This is a genomic window from Roseateles sp. PN1 (assembly GCF_038419725.1).
In the GTDB taxonomy this organism is placed as follows: domain Bacteria; phylum Pseudomonadota; class Gammaproteobacteria; order Burkholderiales; family Burkholderiaceae_C; genus Paucibacter_A.
Map to the genome: position 1 here is coordinate 1 of NZ_JBCARA010000014.1, position 22,486 is coordinate 22,486.

21 protein-coding genes are annotated in these 22,486 nt (G+C 63.1%); 15 read left to right on the forward strand and 6 right to left on the reverse strand.

Features of this window, described 5'->3' with window-relative positions:
- Positions 1 to 454 precede the first annotated feature (454 nt).
- Positions 455 to 709 carry a hypothetical protein gene (locus AABB87_RS19215; RefSeq protein WP_341972895.1) on the forward strand — a complete coding sequence of 85 codons (255 nt, stop codon included), beginning with the start codon at positions 455 to 457 and terminating at the stop codon, positions 707 to 709.
- Between the two features lie 192 nt (positions 710 to 901).
- On the opposite strand, the gene AABB87_RS19220 is transcribed toward AABB87_RS19215, so the two are convergent.
- Complete coding sequence (locus tag AABB87_RS19220; RefSeq protein ID WP_341972896.1) at positions 902 to 2,638, reverse strand: bifunctional metallophosphatase/5'-nucleotidase; 1,737 nt, start codon at positions 2,636 to 2,638, stop codon at positions 902 to 904.
- 575 nt (positions 2,639 to 3,213) lie between these two features.
- On the opposite strand from AABB87_RS19220, the gene AABB87_RS19225 reads away from it, so the two are divergent.
- Both AABB87_RS19225 and AABB87_RS19230 read left to right on the forward strand, forming a co-directional pair.
- A complete protein-coding gene (locus AABB87_RS19225; RefSeq protein WP_341972897.1) occupies positions 3,214 to 5,703 on the forward strand; it encodes a TonB-dependent receptor in 2,490 nt (829 codons plus the stop codon).
- A 380-nt stretch (positions 5,704 to 6,083) separates the two neighbouring features.
- A complete protein-coding gene (locus tag AABB87_RS19230; RefSeq protein WP_341972898.1) occupies positions 6,084 to 7,631 on the forward strand; it encodes a methyl-accepting chemotaxis protein in 1,548 nt (515 codons plus the stop codon).
- 120 nt (positions 7,632 to 7,751) lie between these two features.
- On the opposite strand, the gene AABB87_RS19235 is transcribed toward AABB87_RS19230, so the two are convergent.
- Positions 7,752 to 9,239, reverse strand: a complete 1,488-nt coding sequence (locus AABB87_RS19235) for an NAD-dependent succinate-semialdehyde dehydrogenase (protein ID WP_058720446.1) — start codon at positions 9,237 to 9,239, stop codon at positions 7,752 to 7,754.
- A gap of 194 nt (positions 9,240 to 9,433) precedes the next feature.
- Between AABB87_RS19235 and alaS the strand changes: the two genes are divergently transcribed.
- Entirely contained in the window at positions 9,434 to 12,064 is a 2,631-nt protein-coding gene (gene alaS / locus AABB87_RS19240; protein WP_341972899.1) for an alanine--tRNA ligase, read from the forward strand.
- Positions 12,065 to 12,147: 83 nt separating this feature from the next.
- Positions 12,148 to 12,858 carry a UPF0149 family protein gene (locus AABB87_RS19245; RefSeq protein ID WP_058720448.1) on the forward strand — a complete coding sequence of 237 codons (711 nt, stop codon included), beginning with the start codon at positions 12,148 to 12,150 and terminating at the stop codon, positions 12,856 to 12,858.
- A 121-nt stretch (positions 12,859 to 12,979) separates the two neighbouring features.
- Here the strand turns inward: AABB87_RS19245 and AABB87_RS19250 are convergent, their stop codons facing one another.
- Positions 12,980 to 13,471 (reverse strand): SET domain-containing protein, encoded by a 492-nt coding sequence (locus tag AABB87_RS19250; RefSeq protein WP_341972900.1) that lies wholly within the window; start codon positions 13,469 to 13,471, stop codon positions 12,980 to 12,982.
- 309 nt (positions 13,472 to 13,780) lie between these two features.
- On the opposite strand from AABB87_RS19250, the gene AABB87_RS19255 reads away from it, so the two are divergent.
- Complete coding sequence (locus AABB87_RS19255) at positions 13,781 to 14,308, forward strand: GNAT family N-acetyltransferase (RefSeq protein WP_341972901.1); 528 nt, start codon at positions 13,781 to 13,783, stop codon at positions 14,306 to 14,308.
- Positions 14,309 to 14,416: 108 nt separating this feature from the next.
- On the opposite strand, the gene AABB87_RS19260 is transcribed toward AABB87_RS19255, so the two are convergent.
- Entirely contained in the window at positions 14,417 to 14,677 is a 261-nt protein-coding gene (locus AABB87_RS19260) for a hypothetical protein (protein ID WP_341972902.1), read from the reverse strand.
- Positions 14,678 to 14,910: 233 nt separating this feature from the next.
- Here AABB87_RS19260 and AABB87_RS19265 point away from each other — a divergent pair, with 233 nt between their 5' ends.
- From AABB87_RS19265 to AABB87_RS19295, 7 genes are all read left to right on the forward strand, one after another.
- Positions 14,911 to 15,402: a carboxymuconolactone decarboxylase family protein gene (locus AABB87_RS19265; RefSeq protein ID WP_341972903.1), complete on the forward strand. Its 492-nt coding sequence runs from the start codon at positions 14,911 to 14,913 to the stop codon at positions 15,400 to 15,402.
- Positions 15,399 to 15,995: a GNAT family N-acetyltransferase gene (locus AABB87_RS19270; protein ID WP_341972904.1), complete on the forward strand. Its 597-nt coding sequence runs from the start codon at positions 15,399 to 15,401 to the stop codon at positions 15,993 to 15,995. Before AABB87_RS19265 ends, AABB87_RS19270 begins: the two co-directional genes overlap by 4 nt.
- A 188-nt stretch (positions 15,996 to 16,183) precedes the next feature.
- The gene (locus AABB87_RS19275) at positions 16,184 to 16,765 is read left to right on the forward strand and encodes a DUF2975 domain-containing protein (RefSeq protein ID WP_341972905.1); all 582 of its coding nucleotides are present in this window, start codon (positions 16,184 to 16,186) and stop codon (positions 16,763 to 16,765) included.
- Positions 16,765 to 17,019, forward strand: a complete 255-nt coding sequence (locus AABB87_RS19280; RefSeq protein WP_341972906.1) for a helix-turn-helix domain-containing protein — start codon at positions 16,765 to 16,767, stop codon at positions 17,017 to 17,019. Before AABB87_RS19275 ends, AABB87_RS19280 begins: the two co-directional genes overlap by 1 nt.
- The gene (locus AABB87_RS19285; protein ID WP_341972907.1) at positions 17,009 to 17,686 is read left to right on the forward strand and encodes a hypothetical protein; all 678 of its coding nucleotides are present in this window, start codon (positions 17,009 to 17,011) and stop codon (positions 17,684 to 17,686) included. The genes AABB87_RS19280 and AABB87_RS19285 overlap by 11 nt, the downstream gene beginning before the upstream one ends.
- Before the next feature lie 82 nt (positions 17,687 to 17,768).
- On the forward strand, positions 17,769 to 18,590 hold the full coding sequence (locus tag AABB87_RS19290) for a DUF2987 domain-containing protein (RefSeq protein ID WP_341972908.1): 822 nt from the start codon (positions 17,769 to 17,771) through the stop codon (positions 18,588 to 18,590).
- Between the two features lie 380 nt (positions 18,591 to 18,970).
- Positions 18,971 to 19,243 (forward strand): hypothetical protein, encoded by a 273-nt coding sequence (locus AABB87_RS19295; RefSeq protein ID WP_341972909.1) that lies wholly within the window; start codon positions 18,971 to 18,973, stop codon positions 19,241 to 19,243.
- Positions 19,244 to 19,258: 15 nt separating this feature from the next.
- Here AABB87_RS19295 and AABB87_RS19300 read toward each other — a convergent pair whose 3' ends face one another.
- Positions 19,259 to 19,747, reverse strand: coding sequence for a GNAT family N-acetyltransferase (locus AABB87_RS19300; protein ID WP_341972910.1), 489 nt, complete (start codon positions 19,745 to 19,747; stop codon positions 19,259 to 19,261).
- 109 nt (positions 19,748 to 19,856) lie between these two features.
- Here AABB87_RS19300 and AABB87_RS19305 point away from each other — a divergent pair, with 109 nt between their 5' ends.
- Positions 19,857 to 20,825 carry an alpha/beta fold hydrolase gene (locus AABB87_RS19305; protein ID WP_341972911.1) on the forward strand — a complete coding sequence of 323 codons (969 nt, stop codon included), beginning with the start codon at positions 19,857 to 19,859 and terminating at the stop codon, positions 20,823 to 20,825.
- A gap of 16 nt (positions 20,826 to 20,841) precedes the next feature.
- Here the strand turns inward: AABB87_RS19305 and AABB87_RS19310 are convergent, their stop codons facing one another.
- Positions 20,842 to 21,156 carry a DUF4212 domain-containing protein gene (locus tag AABB87_RS19310; RefSeq protein WP_341972912.1) on the reverse strand — a complete coding sequence of 105 codons (315 nt, stop codon included), beginning with the start codon at positions 21,154 to 21,156 and terminating at the stop codon, positions 20,842 to 20,844.
- A 164-nt stretch (positions 21,157 to 21,320) separates the two neighbouring features.
- Here AABB87_RS19310 and prfB point away from each other — a divergent pair.
- Positions 21,321 to 22,425, forward strand: a protein-coding gene (prfB, locus tag AABB87_RS19315; RefSeq protein WP_156422024.1) for a peptide chain release factor 2 whose coding sequence is annotated in 2 segments (ribosomal slippage) — positions 21,321 to 21,401 and positions 21,403 to 22,425 — 1,104 coding nt in all. Because the reading frame shifts where the segments join, the coding sequence is not laid out codon by codon here.
- The last annotated feature ends 61 nt before the right edge of the window (positions 22,426 to 22,486 follow it).

The window sequence follows — 22,486 nt, forward strand, 5'->3', positions numbered from 1 at the left end:
TGCTTGGCTGCGTTACGGGCGCGGACTGCGTCCTGTGCTCGCAGGACGCAACCACAGCTCGTGACGTAGCTTCCCAAGCAGATCACGTGGGTTCGATTCCCATCACCCGCTCCAGACAAGTGAATCTATGCATTCACACACGATCTAGCCCCTAGTCAAATCAATGACTTAGGGGCTTTTTTTCGTCAAGCTGACGCCTGCTCGCGTCATCCAGCGCAGCAAACCCAGGGGAACAATGCGGGGAACAGTCCGGGGTACGCGCCCGGCATTGCGGCTCGAAACTTCTCGCCGTGCTGCAGCACTAAAACCGAGGGGGCCTTCAGTCTCGCCAGCAAAGCTGCCGAGATTGAAGCGGTGCATATTCCCCACCAACAATGCAACAACACCCCCATCAGTTGGATAGCCTCCCCGACGCCTTATCGCCGATGCTTCAGCCAAGGAAGAAAAGGGAGGAATGAAACCAATGAATGAGCGCAATGGTTCGCGCAAGCAACGTGTCTTGGCATGGGCTGCGGCTATGGGCCTGGGGAAGAAAGAAACACCAACTAACGATCAATCCAGCGAGCCCATCGCTTCGCTAGACGGACTGGAGGTCTCTGACTCCAGCTTCGATGAGTGGGCAGCGGCATGCGCAAGCCGCGCTGGCGCCCCATCAGGTTTTGTGGTGCACCAGCACCCCAAAACGAAGGAAAAGGCCGGCGCAATTTAGCTGCAAGGTGCCCTCCGCTGCGGCCAGCACACGCAGCGGGACGGCGCGCTGATTTCCGGAGCAGCGAAACAAAATCGCCCCCCAGCCGCAAGGCTGGGGGGCGATTTCTTTGCGCAGTTCGTCTGCTAAGCGTGGCGGGAGGGGCGATCAAACACGCTCAATCACCTCGCAATCCCAACCCTTGCCCGGGGTTCACTCCTTCACAATGCGCCCCACCTTTGCTTGCTGCACGGCCTTCGGGTTCTCGCTCAGCCATTCCACCAAGGCATCTACATCCGGGCCCACCACGGTGCGGTCACGGCCTTTGCTCAGCACGGCGCTGCCGTCGCCACCTTCGGCCATGAAGTTGTTGACCACCACGCGGTAATCGCGCGCAGCGTCCAGGGCTTTGCCGTTCACCTTCACATCGCTCAGCTGGGCCACGCCATCGGCCCCTTGCTGCCAGCGGTAAGTCAAGCTGCTGGAGATTTGCAAAAAGCGCGGGGCCGCATCGGCCTTGGGAAGCTGGCGCTGCAGCAGTTCACGCAGTTGCGCGCCACTGATGGTCAAGGCCACCAACTCATTGCCGAAGGGCTGAATTGCCAGCACATCGCTCATGGTGACCGGGCGATCCGACTCCAGGGTCAGGTCAGCGCGGATGCCGCCCGGGTTCATCATCGCGATGTCTGCGGCGGTGCCACGCTTCTGGGCATAAGCCAGCTGCGAATCGGCGATCAGATTGCCAAGAGGCGAATCACCAAAGGGCGCTTTGCTGAAACGCACGGCGCCTTCGGTCAGGCGTGCCACCGGCTTGTTGCGAGCCGCAGCGGTCAGCTCGGCGGCGCGCTGCACCAGGGCCACAAACGCCGGGTTGGGGGCATAGCTAGACTGCAAAACGGGGTGATTGACCGCCTCCGCGGCCAGCACCTTGCCGTTCATATCCAGCGTTAGCTTGCTTTCCGTCACCCAGCCGCCGTAGCTGCCGGCTTGCACCAGCAAACGGCCATCCACCTTGCAGGTGTAGGCCTGGTGGGTGTGGCCGCTGATGATCATGGCGTAGGCCGGATCCAGGCGTTTGGCGATGTCCACGCCGCGGCCTTGCAGCCCTGCGCATTCGTAGCTGGGGTCATTGGCGGCGCCCTTATGCTCGGCACCCTCGTGCATCACGGCGATCAAGACCTGCGCCCCTTCGGCGCGCAGTTGCGGAATCAGGGCATTGAGGGTGTTGGCCTCATCGCTGAAACGCAGGCCGACGATGGCGCGCGGCACCACCACCGAGGGCGTATCGCGCGTCACGGCGCCAACAAAGGCCACCTTGAAGTCGCCCACTTGCTTGATCACATGGGTGGGCAGCACGGGCTTGCCGGTGTTGGCATCCAGCAGATTGGCCGCCAGATACGGAAAGGCAGTTCCCTTGAAGCCGGGCCAAACGCAACCTTCGGCCTGGCAGATGCCGCGCGTCTTGCGCAAAAACTCCTGCAAGCCGGCATCCAGCTCGTGATTGCCCAGGGCGCTGGCCGCCAGATCCAGCTCACTCAAGGCAGCCAAGCTGGGCTCATCTTTCAAGAGCGCGGACATTTGCGGGGAGGCGCCAATCAAATCACCCGCCGCCACAAACACCGAATTGGGCTTACCGGCACGCAGCTGCTGCATGGCGCTGGCCAGATAAGCCACCCCACCCGCCGGCTGCGGTTTGATCTCGCCCGTCTTGGCATCGGGCAGGCGCGGCGACAAGGGCACCGGCGACTTGGGCTGGATATTGCCGTGGAAGTCGTTGATGGAAAAAACGCTCAACTCGCGGGTCGGCGCAGGTGCCACTTCAGCGGGTTTGAGCGGCACTTTGCTGGCGCAAGCGCCTAAAAGTGCAGCGGTAAGAACGGCAAGCAGCGCGCCTGCAGCGGGCGAACGCCCGGTGCTGAGGCGTTTGGAATGGGGGGGCGTGGGCAACAAGGGGCAGCTCCAGCGAATCGAAGAAAGGCCCGAACAGGCCATAGGCGAAGCCATCCACCCAAAGGCAGACGGCCGTGAAAGCGGCGCATGTTAACGCCGCCCGGCAAATCAGGCCCGGCCACAGACGCTGGCGGAATGCCGCCAGCGGCGCCAAGCTGTCGCAGCAAAACGACAAGTCATGGGTCAAACGGAAGATGTCACCGATTTGGAATATTCACATATGAAAATCGCGCTTGCGTGCAGTTTGTGCGCCCTTCGCTCGGGTGAAGCACGGGGGTAAGAAATGCAGTGCAGACCATAAAGTGGCGCACTGCTGACAAAGAGACAGGGTCTGGACGCGAAAGTTCGGAGGCAGATAGGCAACGCGAACGTTCCCGGCAAATAAGTTGCCGCAAACGTTTTCGACCTGCTGCGTTCGGCGCAATGCGGTGACAAGTCAGTGCTGACAAGTCGCCGAGAACAAGATTTCGAGTGGCCGAGGCATTGATTGGCAAACGTTTGCCAGTTGAGACGAGAGCAGCTTGCAGGATTTCATTTTTCTTATTTTTTGATTTCGATCACAGGAGCTTTTTGAGATGAGCAAACGACAGGTTTCTTCCGGCTACGCCGCCTTCTCCAGGACGGCACTGAGCCTGGCCGTGGCCCTGCTGGCTGGTGTTCCCGCGATGGCCCAGCAAAGCAGCGGCAACGCTGCAGCCAACGACGAAGCGACACCACGCGCCAAGGAGGACACGGTCCGCCTGGGCACGATCAGCGTGGTGGGCCAAGGCAAGCTCGCCGGCGGTCAGATGATCCAGGATGACTCGGTCAAAGGCCGCAGCACCATCACCAAAGCTGCCATGGAGAAGGAACTCGGCACGGGCAACGTGTTGCAGAGTATTGCCTTGCTGCCCGGCGTGAACACCTACAACTACGACGCCACTGGCATGTTCGGCGGCGACGTCAGCATCCGCGGCTTCGCGTCCGACCAGATCGGCTTCACGGTGAATGGCGTGCCGGTCAACGACTCGGGTGGCTACGCCTTTTACGCCCAAGAAATGATCGACAAGGAGAACGTCTGTACCGCTTCGGTGGCCCAGGGTTCTCCTGAGCTGGAGTCGCCAAACAGCGGCGCCACTGGCGGTTCGGTGAGCATGATCACCTGCGACCCCTCCGACACTCGCCGAGCCCGTTTCAGCCAGACCCTCGGTGGCCTGAACCTGAAGCGCACCTTCGTGCGTCTTGACTCGGGTCGCTTCGCCAACGACAAGGCCAAGGTGTTCCTGAGCTATTCACACGCTGAAGTCGACAAGTGGAAGGGCATTGGCACAGGCAAGAAGGATCACATCGACGCCGGCTTCTCGCTCGATCTGAACGAAGACAACAAGATCCTGGGTTCGATCCTGTACAACCGGATGGTCAACCAAAACATCCAGACGCTCAGCCTGGCGCAGTTGAACCAGTACGGCTACAAATATGACTACTCGCCCACCAACATCGGGCAGAAGACGCCCGGCCCAGGCGCGCAAGTAGACATCGCCCAGCCCGTCACCGCGGCCGGGTCGGGCGTCTACTACGGCCTGGCGCTCAACCCGTTCGAGAACGTGATTGCCTCGGTCTCGGGCTCGTTCAAGCTCGCCCAAGACACCTACCTGAAGGTGCAGCCCTATATGTGGTACGGCTTCGGCAATGGCGGCTGGTCGCGCCTGCTGCTGTCGGAAAGCACCGGCCTGATGGGCGGCGCGAAAGACATTAACGGTGACGGCGACACGCTGGACACCGTGGCTCTGGGCCGCGCCAGCGTGACCAAGACCAACCGCCCCGGCGTCACTGCCGAGGTGAGCACCACGGTGGGCAACCATTCGCTGAAAGCGGGCCTGTGGTACGAGCGTGCCTCGCACCGTCAGACCCAGCCCGCCGTCCGGTTGAATGCCGACGGTACGGCGACGGACAAGTGGTTGCGGAACGACTGCGTGCAGCGCGTCGATGGCTCTTGCTATGAAGGCCGCGACAGCAAGACGATCAGTACGGTCTACCAGCTTTATCTGAACGATCAGATCAGCTTCCTGAACGACCGCGCCTTCATCAACCTGGGCATCAAGCTGCCCAGCGTGACGCGTGATGTCACCAACTACGCCAACGAGACCAAGGTTCCGAACTACACGGTGGTCAATGGCGTCTACACACCCGGCACAGCGACCAGCAAGACCTTCAATATCGAACGAACCTTCCGCGAAGTGCTGCCGCAGTTGGGCGCCCGCTTCAACATCGACAAGAAGCAACACGTCTTCGCGAACGTGTCGAAGAACTTCCGTGCGCCGCCGAACTACGCGTACCAGGTCAGCTCCAGCGGTGTCTATGTGGCTTCCATTAACGGCGGCCCGGTGGAACCCCTGCTGGAAGTCAAGTCGGAAACCTCGACGATGATCGACGCCGGCTATCGCTTCCAGTCTCGCGATCTGTCGCTCTCCGTCACGCTGTTCAACTCCGACTTCAAGAACCGCCAGGTTCAGGCGACCGATCCGGAAACCCTGGTCAGCACCTATTTGAACGCAGGTGGCACGAAAAACCGCGGCCTGGAATTGGAACTGGGCAGCGGCGTCTACAGCGGCTTCTCGGCCTACGGTTCGCTGACATTCCAGAAGAGCAAGATGAAGGAAGACCTGCGGGTCACCACCACGGGCCTGCTGCCGACGAAGGACAAGCAATTCGGCAAGACGCCGGAGAAGATGGCCTCGCTGTCGCTGCAGTACGAACAAGGCCCGATCTACCTGCGCCTGAAGGGCAAGTACACCGGCGCACAGTTCGTCGACCTGATGAACCAGGAAGAGGCTCCTGGCTACACGTCGGGTGACTTTGACGCTGGCTACAAGTTCTCAAGCTGGGGCATGCTGAAGAACCCGCAACTGCGCTTGAACATCAGCAACATCACCAACACCAAGTACCGCAGCGCTTCGTCGGTCATCACCAATGCAGCTGCGACGAAGCTGAATGGCTCGGGTGCCAACTACAACCCGTCCACGGCTTTCTACTACTTGGGCGCCCCCCGCCTGACCGCGCTGACTTTCAGCGTGGACGTCGAGTAAGCCTCAAGCACGATGACGGACGGGGCTACCAAGCCCGTCCGATCAAGTCGGCAACCGCGAGTGCAGCCAAAAGCTGCCTCGCGGTTTTTTCGTTTCTGGGTGAGCGGCGCCTAGCGAAAAATGTCTCCCAGGCAGAGGTACTTGATCTAGCAAGGCAACAAAAGGGCAGCGCGAGCTGCCCTTTTTTCATTGGCCGCAGGAATGCAGCAAGCCCTTTGACAAGCGGCGAAAGCTTGTTCCGGAGGCTTGCTCCGGAGATCGCACTGCTGGCGGCCAGCACCCCGCCCGTCTTGATCTAGCTCATGCCGCCGCCGTAAGCCGGCCCCTACGCTCGTCGGCTTTTCTTAAAACTACCGAACAAGAGCGAGAGTGAATTCCCGATGAGCTTCAACGCGATGAAGATCTCCACCCGGCTGTGCCTGGGTTTTGCCGCCATGCTGCTGTTGATCGTGCTGCTGGTCAGCCTGGCTTGGACAAGGATGAGCGCGGTCGACCAGCAATTCCACCTCACCATGGATGAGCGCTACCCCACGGTCAAGATGTTGCTGTCGGTCAAAGAAGCCAACGGCCAGGTGGCGCGGGCCATGCGCGATGTCATCATCCTCAATGACAAGGCCGAGATCGCCCAACAGTTCGGCCAGATCGCCGAGATTTCCAAAACCACAGCAGCCACGCTGGACAAGCTCAACAAAGTACTGACCTCGCCCGAGAGCAAGCGCGGCTTGGCCGAGTTGAATCAAGCGCGCGGCGAGTACCGCATCGTGCGCGACCGGGTCACGCAAGCCGTCGAAGCGGGCGAGATGGAGCAAGCCAAGACCGCACTGCTCAAAGACATGCGACCCAAGCACCTGGCCTATATGGCGGCGGTGGACAAATTGGTCGAGCAAAGCGAAAGCCAGATGCACCGGGATGGCCGGCTTGTCAGCGCAGAAATTGACGACACCCTGCTGCAGCTACTGGGCTTAGGCGTGCTGGCCCTGATCTTGGCCGTGGGGTGCTGCTGGTGGCTGATCCGCTCCATCACCGAGCCATTGGAAGTGGCCGTACGCGTTGCCAGCAGCGTGGCCGCTGGTGATCTGGCCATGCCCATCGACGGTAGCGGCAGCAACGAAACCGCTCGCCTGCTGGCCGCCATGCAGCAGATGCAGTCCCGCCTAGCCGACATCGTCAAGGGCGTGCGTGCGAATGCCGAGGGCGTGGCCACCGCCTCGGCCCAAATCTCCTCAGGCAATAGCGATCTGTCGCTGCGCACCGAACAGCAGGCCTCGGCGCTCCAGCAAACCGCCTCGTCGATGGAGCAGCTGGGCAGCACCGTGCGCGGCAATGCCGACAATGCGCTGTCCGCCAATCAGCTGGCGCAAACGGCCTCACAAGTGGCGCAGCAAGGCGGTGTGGCCGTCGGCCAAGTGGTGGGCACCATGCGCGCCATCAGCGATAGCTCGCGCAAGATTGCCGACATCATCGGCGTCATCGACGGCATTGCTTTTCAGACCAATATCCTGGCGCTGAACGCTGCCGTCGAAGCAGCCCGCGCTGGCGAGCAAGGGCGCGGCTTTGCCGTGGTGGCCAGCGAGGTGCGCACGCTGGCCGGCCGCTCGGCCGAAGCGGCCCGCGAAATCAAGAGCTTGATCAACGCCAGCGTGGAACGGGTCGAGCTGGGCTGCGCCCAAGTCGACAGCGCCGGCGCCACCATCGAGGAAGTGGTGGCCGCCATCCGCAGCGTCACCAACATCATGGGTGAAATCAGCGCGGCCAGCCGCGAGCAAAGCACGGGCGTCAGCCAGGTCGGCGAGGCCGTGGCCCATATGGACCGGGCCACGCAGGAAAACGCCGCGCTGGTGGAACAGTCAGCGGCAGCCGCCGAAAGCCTCAAGCTGCAAGCCCAGCAATTGGTCGGTTCGGTCGCGGTGTTCAAGCTCGCGTCCTGAGCACGGCGCTCAGTTTGAGCGCGCAGCAAAAAGGGCACCCATCTGGGTGCCCATTTTTATGGCTTGATGCGGCGCAAGCGCAAAGCTTGCTGGGCTCAGCCAGCGCTTCTATCGAAATCCTTACTTTTGAATATCGCCCAGGCAGAGGTACTTGATCTCCACATAGTCATCCATGCCTTGATGCGCACCTTCGCGGCCAAGGCCGGATTGCTTGACACCGCCGAAAGGCACTTCAGCCGTGGCGATCAGGCCGGTGTTGACGCCCACCATGCCGTACTCCAGCGCCTCGCCGACCCGGAAGATGCGGCCGATGTCGCGGCTGTAGAAATAGCTGGCCAGACCGAACTCGGTGTTGTTGGCCAGGGCGATGGCCTCGGCTTCGGTTTGGAACTTGAATACCGGCGCCAGCGGGCCAAAGGTTTCTTCGCGCGAGCACAGCATGGCCGGCGTCACATCGGCCAGCAAGGTGGGTTCGAAATACTGCGCGCCCAGCTCGGTGGCCGCCTTGCCGCCCACCAGCAGGCGCGCGCCCAGGGCCAGGGCATCGTCCACATGGCTTTGCACCTTGGCCATGGCTTGAGCATCGATCAGCGGGCCCACATTGACGCCCGACTCAAAGCCATTGCCCAGCTTGAGTGCACTGACCTTCGCCGTTAGCTTTTCCAAGAAGGCCTCATACACACCGGCCTGCACATACAGACGGTTGGCGCACACACAGGTCTGGCCGGCATTGCGGTATTTGCTGGCGATGGCGCCGTCCACGGCGCTGTCCAGATCGGCATCGTCAAAGACGATGAAAGGCGCATTGCCGCCCAGCTCCAGCGAAAGCTTCTTCACCGTGCCCGCGCACTGGCGCATCAGAATGCGGCCGACTTCGGTGGAGCCGGTGAAGGACAGATGGCGCACCACATCGCTGTCGCACAGCACATGGCCGATGGCGACCGAGTTGTCGGCGTCCGCCGTCAACACATTCAACACGCCCGCGGGCATGCCCGCGCGCTGCGCCAATTCGGCCACGGCCAGGGCACACAGAGGCGTGGCCTCGGCCGGCTTGATCACCACGGTGCAGCCTGCGGCCAGCGCCGGCGCCACCTTACGGGTGATCATGGCGATGGGGAAATTCCAGGGCGTGATGGCCGCGCAAACGCCCATGGGCTGCTTGATGACCAGGTAGCGCTTGTTGTTGTCGGTGGTGGGGATGGTTTCGCCGTAGACGCGCTTGCCCTCTTCGGCAAACCAGTCGATGAAGCTGGCGCCATAGGCCACTTCGCCACGCGCTTCGGCCAGGGGCTTGCCCTGCTCGGCCGTCATGATGCGGGCCAGGTCGTCGGCATGCTTATTCAGCAGCTGCGACCAGCGCATCAGAATGGCGGCGCGCTCCTTGGCGGTCTTGCTGCGCCAGGGGCCCCAGGCATGGTTGGCCGCGGCAATCGCCGCTTGCGCTTCGGTCGGCCCCAGATTGGCCACCTCAGCCAAGAGCGCGCCAGTGGCGGGGTCGGTGACGGCGAAGCTGCTGGTGCCGCTGACCCATTCACCGTTGATCAGCGCCTGGGTGCGCAAAAGGCTGGCGTCATCCAAGGTGGCCAAAGGGGAAGTCGTTTGATTCATAGGCGGTTCTCCAACATGCTTGTGGCAGCACTCTAACCGAGGCGCCTGGGCGCCGCTGTCACCAGGGCATCCCCATATAATCGGGCCCCAGTGAATCCTGACCAAGCAACGCGGGCCCGAGCCCGCGTTTTTTGCGCCAAGCCAGACTCCATCGTGCGCCGCCAAGGCGCAGCCGACCCGAAAGTAGAGCCCGCATGAAAGCAGCAGAAATCCGCCAGACCTTCTTGAAGTTCTTCGAGTCCAAGGGTCACCAGATCGTCTCCTCCAGCCCGGTAGTGCCCGGCGACGACCCGACGCTGCTGTTCACCAACGCGGGTATGAACCAATTCAAGGACGTGTTCCTGGGGTTCGATAAGCGCGCCTACAACCGCGCCACCACCAGCCAGAAGTGCATCCGCGCCGGCGGCAAGCACAACGACCTGGACAACGTCGGCTACACCGCCCGCCACCACACCTTCTTCGAGATGCTGGGCAACTTTTCGTTCGGCGACTATTTCAAGCACGACGCGATCTCCTTCGCCTGGGAATTGCTGACCGAACATTTCCACCTGCCGGCCGAAAAGCTGTGGGTGACGGTCTATGCCGAGGATGACGAGGCTTACGAAATCTGGAACAAGGTTGTCGGCATCCCGGCCGAGCGCATCGTGCGCATCGGCGACAACAAGGGCGGCCGCTACCAGAGCGACAACTTCTGGATGATGGGCGACACCGGCCCTTGCGGCCCTTGCACCGAGATCTTCTTCGACCACGGCCCCGAAGTGGCCGGCGGCCCCCCAGGCAGCCCGGACGAGAACGGCGACCGCTACATCGAGATCTGGAACAACGTCTTCATGCAGTTCAATCGCACCGAAGACGGTGTGATGCACAAGCTGCCCAAGCCTTCGGTTGACACCGGCATGGGCCTCGAGCGCTTGGCCGCCGTGCTGCAGCATGTGCACAGCAATTACGCCATCGACACCTTTGTGGCCCTGCTCGACGCCGCCAAAAAGGCTGTGGACGAAGCCGGCGCGGTGAACTGCGACGCCGAGAGCGCCTCGCTCAAAGTGATTGCCGACCACATCCGTGCCTGCTCCTTCACCATCGTCGACGGCATCATCCCCGGCAACGAAGGCCGCGGCTATGTGCTGCGCCGCATTGCCCGCCGCGCCATCCGCCACGGCTACAAGCTGGGCGCCCGCACCCCCTTCTTCCACAAGATCGTGGTCGAACTGGTGAACCAGATGGGCGACGCCTACCCCGAGCTGCGCCAGGCGCAGACTCGCGTCACCGAAGTGCTCAAGCAAGAAGAAGAGCGCTTCTTCCAGACCATTGCCAATGGCATGGAAATCCTGGAAGCCGCCCTGGCCAATGGCTCCAGCCAAGTTGACGGCGAAACTGCCTTCAAGCTGCATGACACCTACGGCTTCCCGGTCGACCTGACCGCCGACGTCTGCCGCGAACGCGGCGTGACCGTGGACCAAGCCGGCTTTGACGCCGCCATGACCCGCCAGCGCGAACAAGCCCGCGCCGCCGGCAAGTTCAAGATGGCTCAGGGCCTGGCCTACACAGGCGCGCCCACCACCTTCCACGGCTACGAGCATCTGGTGTGCGAGACCTCCAAAGTCACCGCCATCTACATCGACGGCCAAAGCGTGACCCAAGCCAACGCGGGTGACGACGCCGTCATCGTGCTGGACCACACGCCCTTCTACGCCGAAAGCGGCGGCCAGGCCGGTGATAGCGGCGAGCTGCGCAATTTGACAAGCCGTTTCGCTGTCGAAGACACGCTGAAGATCCAGGCCGATGTGTTCGGCCACCACGGCCGCGTGCTGGAAGGCGCCATCAAGATCGGCGACCAGTTCAGCGCCAAGGTGGACGCCGAGACACGCGCCAAGACCATTCGCAACCACAGCGCCACCCACCTGATGCACAAGGCCTTGCGCGAAGTGCTGGGCGCCCATGTGCAGCAAAAGGGCTCGCAAGTCACAGCGGATCGCACCCGTTTCGACTTCGCCCACAACGCGCCCGTCACGGCCGAGCAAATCGCTCAGGTGGAAGCCATCGTGAACGCCGAGATCCTGGCCAATGCCGCCGCGCAAGCCCAGGTGATGAACCTGGAAGACGCACAAAAGAGCGGCGCCATGATGTTGTTCGGCGAGAAGTACGGTGAGACCGTGCGCGTGCTGTCCATCGGCTCCTCCAAGGAACTGTGCGGCGGCACCCACGTCAAGGCGACCGGCGATATCGGCCTGTTCAAGATCGTGGCCGAAGCTGGCGTTGCCGCCGGCATCCGCCGCGTTGAAGCCGTCACCGGCGCTGGCGCACTGGCCTATGTCCAAGGCCTGGAGAACACCGTGGCGGCCGTGGCCGGCACGCTCAAGGCCGCACCGGCCGAGCTGGAGCAGCGCGTCAACGCCGTGCTGGACCAGGTCAAGGCACTGGAAAAAGAACTGGCCAGCGCCAAGAGCCGCCTGGCCGCCGCGCAAAGCAATGACTTGATGACGCAAGCCGTCGAGGTCAAGGGTGCCAAAGTCTTGACCGCCACGCTGGACGGCGCCGACGCCAAGACCTTGCGCGAAACCATCGACAAGCTGCGCGACAAGATGCACTCGGCCATCATCGTGCTGGCCTCGGTCGATGGCGAGAAGGTCAACCTCTCGGCCGGCGTCACCGCCGACTACATCGCCCGCGGCCTCAAGGCCGGCGAGCTGGTCAGCTTTGTGGCCCAGCAGTGCGGCGGCAAGGGCGGCGGCAAGCCCGATCTGGCCATGGCCGGTGGCACCCAGCCAGCAGCCTTGCCAGCGGCGCTGGCAGGCGTGCAAGCCTGGGTGAGCGAGCGGCTCTAACTTCTTTTCTTAACTGACAACCCCAAGACAAGGGCTCTCGAAAAATCCTCGAGAGCCCTTGTCATTTTTCAAGGACGAACACCATGACTGACTCGACCCAACACGATATCGACCACGCCAATGCAGAGCGCCTGGCCGCCCTGCTGCAAATCCTGGTGGCCGCCACGCCCGAGGATGAGCAAGCCGTGCCCATTGACACGCTGGACGGCTATATGACCGCGCTGATCTGCGGCCCCGTGGTGCTGAGCCCCATCGCCGCCATGGACGCCTTGTTCGGCGAAGACTGGGCCGCACCGCTGGACGAGCAAGACGCCACCGAAGAGTTCATGAGCGTGCTGATGACGCGCTGGAACGAAATCTCTGAGAGCCTGGACCCCGAGGCCCTGTCGGCCGACCCGGAAGCCATGCTGCTGACGCCGCTGATCACCGAGTTCGACGAAGCCACCAAGGCCGATCTGCTCAAGCAAGGCGTGCTGAGCGAAGACCAACTCAGCGAACTGCCGCCTCCCGGCCTGATGTGGGTGGAAGGCTTTATGCAAGCCGTGGAAGACAACGAGCAAGCCTGGTATGTGCACGACAGCGAAAGCGAAGCCGGCCAGATGCTGGACGCCATGCTGATGTCGGTGGCCGCCGTGGCCATGCCGCCCGGTGAGCAGCGCGAGGCTTACATCGCCGAGCAGTACGAGCCCGAAGACGACATCGACCAGGACGTGCTGCTGGACGACGCCCTGTTCTCGGCCCAAGACCTGCGCCTGTTCTGGCTGCAGCCGCAAGACGGACAAGCGCTGTCCTGATGGCCTGAGCCGCTCAGTCCTTGCCAGCCGGATACACCGGCTCGGCGAGGCTGCGCTGGTTCTGCTTTCCTACGACTCTTCAGTAGATTTCAGCGGCCTGTTTTGGCCACGCCGGCCAGCCTCAAAGCCGGCCCGCGCAATTCGGCGCGCCGCAGCGGCAGCTGAGCCGCCCTTCGTGGTGGCTGACGCCGTAGTCGCAACTCAGCTCCTCGCCGGGCTCGATATCGCGCAGGGCATAAAACTCCACCCGGCCTTGGCTGATGCGCAGCTTGGCATTGGCGGCGCAGCTGTGGTTGATGTGGCGCAGCGCGTCTTTGGATTCGGTGGCATCGACGGCGCGGGTTTCCGACACCTCAACGATGTGAATGCGCTCCCGGCCCTTGGCCCGTTTGCGTGCCTCGCGCACCGAGATCGCCTCGCCGCGCAGCTCACCAATCTTGCGCCGCGCGGGAATCGCCTCGGCGGCGAAAACACCCAGGCCGTCAATGACGCTGGGCCCCACCCGCAAGGCGAATCGTTCAGCCGGCAAGACCTGACCCTTGGGCGCTTGCTGCACCTCAGCGGCAGGTGAAGTTGGGGCAGTGGCGGCGGGGATGGCAGTCAGGCGGGGCATGGCGCTGATTGTCGCAGCCACGCCGCACTCCGTCATTCAAACCTCATGCTGGCTTGACCGAGGCACCACCTCCTGACCATACTGGGCCCATGACTGCCTGGATCCCCTCCCCCACGCTCGGCCTGTGCCAGCTACACATGCATGCGCACCTGCATCTAATGCAGGTCGGCCATGCCTGGGTGATCCGTTAGCAGCGAACGACGCTCACCGCCAAATTCCTCCACCAAATCCTCCCCAAGCCCGCTGCCCCAGCGGGCTTTTTTGTTTCCAAAGGTCCACCCGCCCAACCACAGACAAGGAGAGACTCCAATGGACATTCGCATCCGCCGCCGCCAACTGTCAGACGCCGCCGCCATCGCCCGCTTGGTGGCCGAGCCCGCCGTTTTTGGTGGCCTGCTGCAAATGCCCTACGCCAGCGAAGAGCAATGGCAGCACCGCCTGCAAGAAAGCGCCAAAGCGGGACACGCACTGCCAGATGTGCATCTGGTGGCGGAGCGCGGTGATGAGTTGTTGGGCTGCGTGGGCCTGCACCCGGTCACCGGGCAGACGCGGCGCCGCCATGTGGCCGAGATGGGCATCATGGTGGCCAGCCGCGCGCAGGGTCAGGGGGTGGGCGCGGCACTGATGGCTGCGCTGCTGGACTATGCCGACAACTGGGCCCAAGTGTTGCGCATCGAGCTCACCGTCTATGCCGACAACGCTCGCGCGATTCGCCTCTACCAGCGCTTTGGATTTGTAGAGGAAGGCCGCATGCCTGCCTATGCCTTGCGTGACGGTGCCTATGTGACGGCTTTGGCGATGGGCCGCCTGCATCCGTCGCCGCCAATGATTCGCTGAAGAAGCACTTATGGCCGATGCAAGCCAGGTCGGCCGGGGCAATGAAAAGCCCCATCGGCCCACCCGTCCGCCGCGAGGCGGGTGAAGTCATGGGGCCAGATCGAGCCATCAAATGGGGCGGAAGGCGCTGCGCTGGGCTTCGGCGACACGGGCCTCCGTCTCATCGGCGCGCTGCGGTGCCTGCGTTTTCTTGACCGGCTTGACCGGTGCATTGCTGATGCGCTTGCCGGTCATCACCAGGCGCACCAGCTTGACCACCTCGCTGGCCTCGGCGGGGGCAGCGGGCACGAGCAGGCTTGAAGCCAGCAGCAATACGCCGGCCAACGGAATGCCATTTCGTTTTTTTGTCTTGCCTTGGCTGTTGAACATCAAAAACTCCCTTGCCCTCTTGAGGCCGATCCTCAGGATCTCAGGCCGCCAGTATCCCGACTCATCCCGGCCGGCTCCATCGCAAAGCGACGAACTGCGTTAATGGCCGATAAGCGGCGCTGCGCAGGCATGAAGTTCGCGCGCGCCGGCGCGCCAAGTCGATTGGGCTCGGCCAATGCGCCTCGCGGCGGGGCAATAATCAGCGCCAATTCAACTTCCCCGCAGCCTCCACCATGACCTCCGTGCGCATTGATTACGCAGATTTCGCCAAACTCGCCCCTGGCGTGATGGAAGGCCTGGGCGCCATTGGCAAGGCCGTGGGTGGCTCGGGCCTGGGCAAGGATTTGATCGAACTCATCAAGCTGCGCGCCTCGCAACTCAATGGCTGCGCTTTTTGCCTGCAGTACCACCTCAACTTGGCGCGCAGCCTGCATGTGTCGACCGACAAGCTGGACCAGCTGGCCGCCTGGCATGAGGCCCCCGTCTTCAGCCCGCGCGAGCGCCTGGCCCTGGCCTATGCCGAACAGCTGACCTTGTCCGCACAAGGCGCCATCAGCGATGAGCTGTTCGCCCAAGTGCTGGCCGAATTCGGCCCCGCCGATCTGAGCTTTTTGACCGCCTCGGTGGCGCACATCAATGCATGGAACCGCATCGGCAAGGCCTTGCGCTTTACTCCGCACGCGCCGCGCCAGGAGCATCAACAAGCGCCCGCCGCCAAGCCATGACGGCCGCGCGCACGGTACTCACCGAGTTGCGCAGCGCGCGCCTGCTGCTGCGCGCTCCGGCGCCCCAGCTCACTGAAGCCGTGTGCGCCTTTCAGTTGCGCAACCTCGCCCATTTCGCTCCCTGGGATCCCAGCTACCCGCCGAGCTATTTCGAAGCAGAAACCGTGGCGCTTGCCTTGAGCCAAAGCGCCCAAGCCTGGGCCGACGACCAGGGCTATAACTACTGGCTGAGCCCGCTGAGCGAGCCGGAAAAAATCATCGGCAAGGTGCAGCTTTCACAGGTCTCGCGTGGCCCATTCCAGAACGCGGCCTTGGGCTACAAGCTTGATGCTGCCGCGCAAGGCCAGGGCTTGATGCGCGAGGCCTTGCAATGCGTCATCGCGCAAGCTTTTGCGCCGGGCGGCATCCATTTGCATCGCCTGCAAGCCGCCGTGCGCCCGGAAAACCTGCGCAGCCTCGGCCTGTTGCAGCGCCTGGGCTTTGAAGACGCCGGCCTGCAGCGGCGCTACCTCTTCATCAACGAGGCTTGGCGCGACCACCAGGTCTTCGCGCTGATCAACCCGGCCTGGCCCGACCAGCAAGCGCCGAACTAAAGCCGAGGCGCCGCCAAAAGCAGGCCGGCCAGCAGCAAACCCAGCAGCGTCAGCGCCAATCCGGCATAGGGTGCGAGTCGTCTCATGGGCAGAACAAGCCTCAAGGTCTTCCATCTGTATGAGTACTTTACATTGATAAATTATTGTTTTACAGTAAATTTTTATCAATGAACAATGAAGAACTCACCATGAGCAGACCGGGCCATGCCCTTCCCAGCGCCAGCTTTGGCGATGCACAGGCCGCCAAATCGATGTCCCGCTTGGCTCAAGGGGTCAAGCTGTGCTGTTTGCTGGGCGCTTTGGTGATCCTGCTGGGGCCGATCGCTTTTTGGACCAATCCGGAATGGGTAGAGTCTTCCGCCCGGCAGCAACTGCACCGGGCGGACGCCCTGCTGCAACTCGACAGCGGCGCCCGCTTGCTGGGCTGGCTGAGCAGCTGGCTCTTGGGCGGCGTGCGCCTGTTTGCGCTGTGGCAGGTTTGGGTGTTGTTCAGCTGCTTTGAACGCGGCGAAGTCTTTGCGACCGAGCCGGTGCTGCGCCTGCGGCGTTTTGCCTTCGCCCTGGTGGCGCACACCTTGGCCTCGCCGCTGGGAGACACCTTGTCCGTGCTGGCCCTGACCATAGGCAACCCGCCGGGCCAGCGTTTACTCAACCTCGGTTTGGGTTTCGAGCATGGCTTCAGCCTGTTTTTCGGCCTGATCTTCTGGGCCATCGCCCGGGTGATGTTTGAAGCCACCCGCGTGGCGCAAGAAAACGCCGAGTTCGTCTGATGCCAGTGATCGTGACCCTGGATGTGATGCTGGCGCGGCGCAAGATGCGCTCACGCGAGTTGGCCGAGGCGGTGGGCATCACCGAGGCGAATTTGTCGCTGCTGAAGTCCGGCAAGGTGCGCGGCGTACGCTTCGACACCCTGGCGGCCATCTGCCGGACGCTGGATTGCCAGCCCGGTGATTTGCTGAGTTATGTCGACGGGCCGGAGCCAGCAAGCGACGGCCAAAGCGACGGCGAGCGCGATGCCAAATAAGGCAACGCCTTTGCGCCGCCCCCTGCTGCTGGGCCTGCTGGCCCTGCTGCATCTGGGCCTGGGCTGGCTGATGGTTCAGCAGCTGCGGGCCAAACCCAGTGTGCAGCCCGGCCGCCAAGCGCAGCAGACCGTGCTGATTCCCATCTGGTTGAACGCCGGCAAGGCCAAGTCCAAATCAAACCCGCGCAGCGAACTGCAGGCCAGCTCGGCGCCTAACAACAAGGTGGCCAAAGCCGAGCGGCAGCCTGCAAAGTCAAGCCAGCCGGACGATCGCGTCACGACGAGCATCACCCTGATCACACCCAGCGCGGCCCCTTCAGTTGCCGCAGCCGCCTCGGCCCCTGCAACCACACCAGCCCCGCTCAATTTGCAACTGCCCGGTACCGCGCAAGAGCGGGCGCAGGCAGCCCAAGACCCGAAGCGCCCCTCATTTGCCGCCACCCAAGACCCGCGCAGCAATAGCCAGCGCCCTGACCTCGGTGAACGCATGGCCAGCGCCCTGGGCAGCGACCCGAACAGGGTTGAAACCATCACCGGCGATGGCAAACGGCGGGTGCGCCAAGGCTCGCTGTGCATCGACATGGAACAGCCCCGTATCGCCCGATTGGACCCCTTCAATCAAGGCATCAATCCCACGCCGGCACTTGCCAAACTTTGCGATAAATAGGCGCAGAACTCGACTCATCCCCCTCTCCTGCTCGACTTGGTCCGCCCTCCGTTCAACCTTGCAAATGGCTCACTCGCACACCATGAAGATTTCTCAGTTTGAATCGTTCATCACCACCCCAGCCCTGCGCAAGCTGGCGCTTGCCCTTGGCAGCATGGTCTTGCTGAGCACGCAGGCAATAGCTCAAGACGCCGCGCCAAGCCCCGCGGCTTCGGCGCCTGCGCAGTTGGAGACCGTCACGGTTCAAATGCAAAAGGACCCCGCCGTGCTGCCCTACGCGATGCTGAACCGGGTGCTCACCCAGCTGCAAACCGTGGGCGAAGGGCTGGTGCGCCTGGACTTCAAATTGCTTCCCAAAGACGATCAAAAGCCGCTGATCAACCCCAAGCTGGCCTTGAGTAGCGAGGACCGCTACATCCCCATTCCCGTGGCGGCCGACGGCGCCTTTGTGCTGCCGCTGCTGCCACAAGCGCAGGCCAAGGAAGCCGAAGTCGCCAGCAACCAGCCCAAGGGCACGATGCGCATTCAAGGGCTGCTGGAGATCAACGCCAAGCCCGAGGAGGTGGACATGAAGCTGGTGCGCCGCATCATGCGCGTGGGCCATAGCTTGCGCACCGAGATGCTGCCCTTCTACTTGCGTTGGCTGATGCCGCAAATCGAGGGCCTGAAAATCTGTAGCCCGCAAGCCGGCTGGCAGCTGGAATGGCCGGAGGGCGGCCAAACCTTGGCGCTGCCACTGGAGGCCCTGCCGCCCAGCAAGAGCCCGGTGGTCAAAAAGAACGGCAAGAACGAACCCGATCCGCGCCCCTTCTGCACCGTGCTGAGCGGCCAGGAACGCTGGCCCGACTCGGCCAAGTTGGTGGCGCCCGCCAACAGCAAACTGTCGGTGCAACTGAGCCGCTGAGCGTGCCGCAACGTGCGGCCGCCATCGGCCTGGTGCTGCTGATGCATTTGGCCTGGTTCGGCCTATTGCTGGCCGCCTGGCGGCAACATGACAGGGGATTGCAAGAGCTCGCCGCCAGGCCTAGCTCGCTTTTGGTGACGCTGTTGCAGCCCCCTGCGTCTGTCCGAGCACGCGCAGCCAGGGCAGGAACTTCAGGGCCGACGGGGCGGATCGTTCAGGCCAATCCCGTCTCGCCGCAATCCGCCGAGCCGCTCGCCGGCCCGAGTGCACCCCTCGCCGCCCGTGACAGCAGCGTCGCAGCCTCCACACAAGCAATAGCGCTTGAATCGGAAGCTTCAAACGCGGCATCCGCGCCACTGAACTTGCGCCTGCCGGCGCGATTGCCATACACATCCCGCAGCCAGCAAGCCGACGTGCGGGATCAAGCCTTGCGCGACCCCAGAGCCAATTCGGTACGGCTGAATCTGAGCGAACGCTTCGCAATCGCCATGGGCGCCGTCGCCTGCTTCTACGAGGAGCGCTTGCCGGACGGCAGCATCGCACGCGCGCCCGGCCGCCTCGAAGCGCAAGCCAGCAGCGGCACCATGCGGGACAGCTTCGGTCAGCCCATGCAAGTGACCAACCCGGTCCCGGTCTGCGTCAAAGCGGGTTGAAAAATTGCTCTTGGCTCAACTGCGGTACTTTTCCAACGCCTCGCCGCTGATGCGGCAGATGCGCCAGTCGGGCAGCAAGGTGGCGCCCATGCGCTCGTAAAAGCGGATCGCGGTTTCGTTCCAATCCAGCACACTCCACTCGAAGCGGCCGTAGTCCCGCTCCAGCGCGATCTGGGCCAAACGGGTCAAGATGCCTTTGCCCAGGCCCGAGCCACGATGGGCGGGGCGCACATACAGGTCTTCCAGATACAGGCCAGGCTTGGCCAGGAAGGTGCTGAAGTTGGTGAAGAAGAGCGCGAAGCCCACCGTCTCGCCATCGATCTCACCGATCAAGGCCTCCACCACCGGCTTGTCGCCGAAGAGATGCGGGTGGAGCTTGTCGGCGCTCAACGCCAACATATGCGTGAGGTTCTCGAACTCGGCCAGCTCTTCGATCAAGCTGACCAATTGCGGGACATCGGCGGGCGTGGCCGGGCGAATGGCGTAGGGTGGCGTTGAAGTCATGCGGGCATTCTGCCTGCCCGGCGCAGCTGTCGGGCCGCAGCCTTCTGGCGGCGAGCCCTTGTCGCCTGCCCGACATCAGCGCGCCCTTGCCTCCCCTATATTCGCTGGCATGACCGAAGCCACTTCTCACTCAAGCGCCCGCCCCCAAGCAGCCGCCAGCTACACCCCACGCCGCCAGCACCAAAGCCAGTTCCTGACCCTGCGTGGCCTGCGCCATCATGTGCTGAACTGGGGCGACGCCAGCTTGGTCACGCCCGACCGCCCGCCGCTGGTACTGCTGCATGGTTGGATGGATGTGGGCGCTTCGTTCCAGTTCGTGGTCGACGCGCTTGCCGAGGACCGGCGGGTGATTGCCATGGACTGGCGCGGCTTTGGCCTGAGTGATTGCAGCGGCGCCGACAGCTACTGGTTCCCCGACTACCTGGGCGATCTAGATGCCTTGCTCAAGGCCATCAGCCCCGATCAAGCGGTGGACCTGCTGGGCCACAGCATGGGCGGCAATGTGGTGATGGCTTACGCCGGCGTGCGCCCGCAGCGCATCCGCCGCCTGATCAATCTGGAAGGCTTTGGCCTGCCCGATGCTGCGCCCGAATTGGCACCGGATCGGTTGATCCAGTGGCTGGACGAATTACAGGCGCCGCCCCAACTCAAGCCCTATGCCAGCCTGGCCGAGGTGGCCGCCCGCCTGATGAGAACCAACCCGCGCCTGGCAGCGGACAAAGCCGCATGGCTGGCGCCGCATTGGGCGCGTGAAGTCAGCACAGCCCAGGGCAATGCAAGCGGCAGCGAATGGCAGATTCTGGGCGACCCGGCCCACAAGCTCACCAACCCAACGCTTTATCGTCGCGCCGAAGTCGTGGCCTGCTGGGAACGCATCGCCGCGCCCACGCTGTGGGTGGAAGGCAAGAACACCCAGGTGTTGCGCTGGTTCGGTGATCGCTTTCCCCGCGAGGATTTCGAGCAGCGCATTGCCGTCGTCAAACAGCTGCGCCGCGTGGTTTTGGACGAGGCCGGACACATGCTGCACCACGACCAACCTGAAGCCCTGGCGCAGGCGCTGGAAGACTTTTTGCGCTGAGCTGGGCACTAGGCGTTTAGGGGCGCTCCGCGCCCTCGGCCTGCAGCAGCGCGGCCGTCTGCGCATCCAGCCGCCCCATCGCCCAAGCGTAAAAGGCCACGATCAGGCAGAACACCATCAAGGCGCCTTGCGAGGCAACCCAAAAGCCAAACGGCCAGCCGAAGAAGTTGAAAGACAGGTCGCGGGCAAAGTAAATCAGCCCAAAGCTGGCCAGCGCCCACACCAGCAAGAGCACCGCGGTGAGCCGGCAAGTGCGGCGCCAATAGGCCTGCAGCAGCCGAGCGCGGGGCTGCGTGCGGCGGCTCAAATCCTCGTAATCGGGCATTTCCATGGGCTTGCAGTGTGCCGCAGTTTGGCGCCACTTTGCCAAGCCGCTGCCTGAGCCGGGCCGCTCATGTAAAAATGCTGAATTGTTCGCGCGCGCGGCCGCCCTGCATCGGGGCCCCGAGCCAGCCGAAAAAGACCGCCGCGAAACTAGCTCTGACAGGATCCCTCATGGACATCGAACGCATTAACACCATCGGCACCACCTTGGCCGACCTGACAGCGCGTACTGACGCGCTAAGGGGGTATCTTTGACTACGATCGCAAAGCACTGCGACTGAACGAAGTCAATGCCGCGCTGGAGAACCCCAGCGTCTGGAACGAGCCCAAGCGCGCCCAGGAACTGGGCAAGGAAAAGCGCACGCTCGAAAACGTGGTCAGCACCATCGACCACCTGACCAGCAACCTCGCTGACAGCAGCGAGTTGTACGAGATGGTCAAGGAAGAGCAAGACTTCGACGGTTTGGAAGCCATCGAGGGTGACGCCGCCAAACTCAACGAAATCGTTGAGCAGCTGGAATTCCGCCGCATGTTCAACAACCCGGCCGACCCCAGCAACTGCTTCATCGACATCCAGGCCGGCGCCGGCGGCACCGAGGCCTGCGACTGGGCCAGCATGCTGCTGCGCCAGTACCTGAAGTACTGCGAGCGCAAGGGCTTCACCGCCACGCTGGAAGACGAAACCGCGGGCGATGTGGCCGGCATCAAGAGCGCCACCATCAAGGTGGAAGGCGAGTACGCCTTCGGCCTGCTGCGCACCGAAACCGGCGTGCACCGCCTGGTGCGCAAGAGCCCCTTTGACAGCTCGGGCGGCCGCCACACCAGCTTTGCCTCGCTCTTCGTCTACCCGGAAATCGATGACTCGATCGAGATCGACATCAACCCGGCCGACGTGCGCACCGACACCTTCCGCGCCTCCGGCGCCGGCGGTCAGCACATCAACAAGACCGACTCGGCCGTGCGCCTCACGCACATCCCGACCGGCATCGTCGTGCAGTGCCAAGACGGCCGTAGCCAGCACAGCAACCGCGATGTGGCCTGGAAGCGACTGCGTTCGCGCCTGTACGACCACGAGATGCGCAAGCGCGCCGAAGAACAGCAAAAGCTCGAAGACACCAAGACCGATGTGGGCTGGGGTCACCAAATTCGCAGCTATGTGCTGGACCAAAGCCGCATCAAGGACTTGCGCACCAACTACGAAACTTCGGCCACACAGAAGGTGCTGGACGGAGATTTGGATGCGTTCATTTCTGCCAGCCTGAAGCAAGGCGTCTGAGGCCACAAGCCGCACTCGCCTGCAAACACCAGCAACGCGGCGCTCACTGGCGCCGCCTTTT

Bases quoted from the DNA above. Each gene is read 5' to 3' on its own strand.
- AABB87_RS19310 (WP_341972912.1), bottom strand. From the start codon at position 21,156: ATGGAAATGCCCGATTACGAGGATTTGAGCCGCCGCACGCAGCCCCGC.
- AABB87_RS19280 (WP_341972906.1), top strand. From the start codon at position 16,765: ATGCCAGTGATCGTGACCCTGGATGTGATGCTGGCGCGGCGCAAGATG.
- AABB87_RS19270 (WP_341972904.1), top strand. From the start codon at position 15,399: ATGACGGCCGCGCGCACGGTACTCACCGAGTTGCGCAGCGCGCGCCTG.
- AABB87_RS19300 (WP_341972910.1), bottom strand. From the start codon at position 19,747: ATGACTTCAACGCCACCCTACGCCATTCGCCCGGCCACGCCCGCCGAT.
- AABB87_RS19250 (WP_341972900.1), bottom strand. From the start codon at position 13,471: ATGCCCCGCCTGACTGCCATCCCCGCCGCCACTGCCCCAACTTCACCT.
- AABB87_RS19290 (WP_341972908.1), top strand. From the start codon at position 17,769: ATGAAGATTTCTCAGTTTGAATCGTTCATCACCACCCCAGCCCTGCGC.
- AABB87_RS19215 (WP_341972895.1), top strand. From the start codon at position 455: ATGAAACCAATGAATGAGCGCAATGGTTCGCGCAAGCAACGTGTCTTG.
- AABB87_RS19235 (WP_058720446.1), bottom strand. From the start codon at position 9,239: ATGAATCAAACGACTTCCCCTTTGGCCACCTTGGATGACGCCAGCCTT.
- AABB87_RS19260 (WP_341972902.1), bottom strand. From the start codon at position 14,677: ATGTTCAACAGCCAAGGCAAGACAAAAAAACGAAATGGCATTCCGTTG.
- AABB87_RS19285 (WP_341972907.1), top strand. From the start codon at position 17,009: ATGCCAAATAAGGCAACGCCTTTGCGCCGCCCCCTGCTGCTGGGCCTG.
- alaS (WP_341972899.1), top strand. From the start codon at position 9,434: ATGAAAGCAGCAGAAATCCGCCAGACCTTCTTGAAGTTCTTCGAGTCC.
- AABB87_RS19225 (WP_341972897.1), top strand. From the start codon at position 3,214: ATGAGCAAACGACAGGTTTCTTCCGGCTACGCCGCCTTCTCCAGGACG.
- AABB87_RS19275 (WP_341972905.1), top strand. From the start codon at position 16,184: ATGAGCAGACCGGGCCATGCCCTTCCCAGCGCCAGCTTTGGCGATGCA.
- AABB87_RS19245 (WP_058720448.1), top strand. From the start codon at position 12,148: ATGACTGACTCGACCCAACACGATATCGACCACGCCAATGCAGAGCGC.
- AABB87_RS19305 (WP_341972911.1), top strand. From the start codon at position 19,857: ATGACCGAAGCCACTTCTCACTCAAGCGCCCGCCCCCAAGCAGCCGCC.
- AABB87_RS19230 (WP_341972898.1), top strand. From the start codon at position 6,084: ATGAGCTTCAACGCGATGAAGATCTCCACCCGGCTGTGCCTGGGTTTT.
- AABB87_RS19265 (WP_341972903.1), top strand. From the start codon at position 14,911: ATGACCTCCGTGCGCATTGATTACGCAGATTTCGCCAAACTCGCCCCT.
- AABB87_RS19255 (WP_341972901.1), top strand. From the start codon at position 13,781: ATGGACATTCGCATCCGCCGCCGCCAACTGTCAGACGCCGCCGCCATC.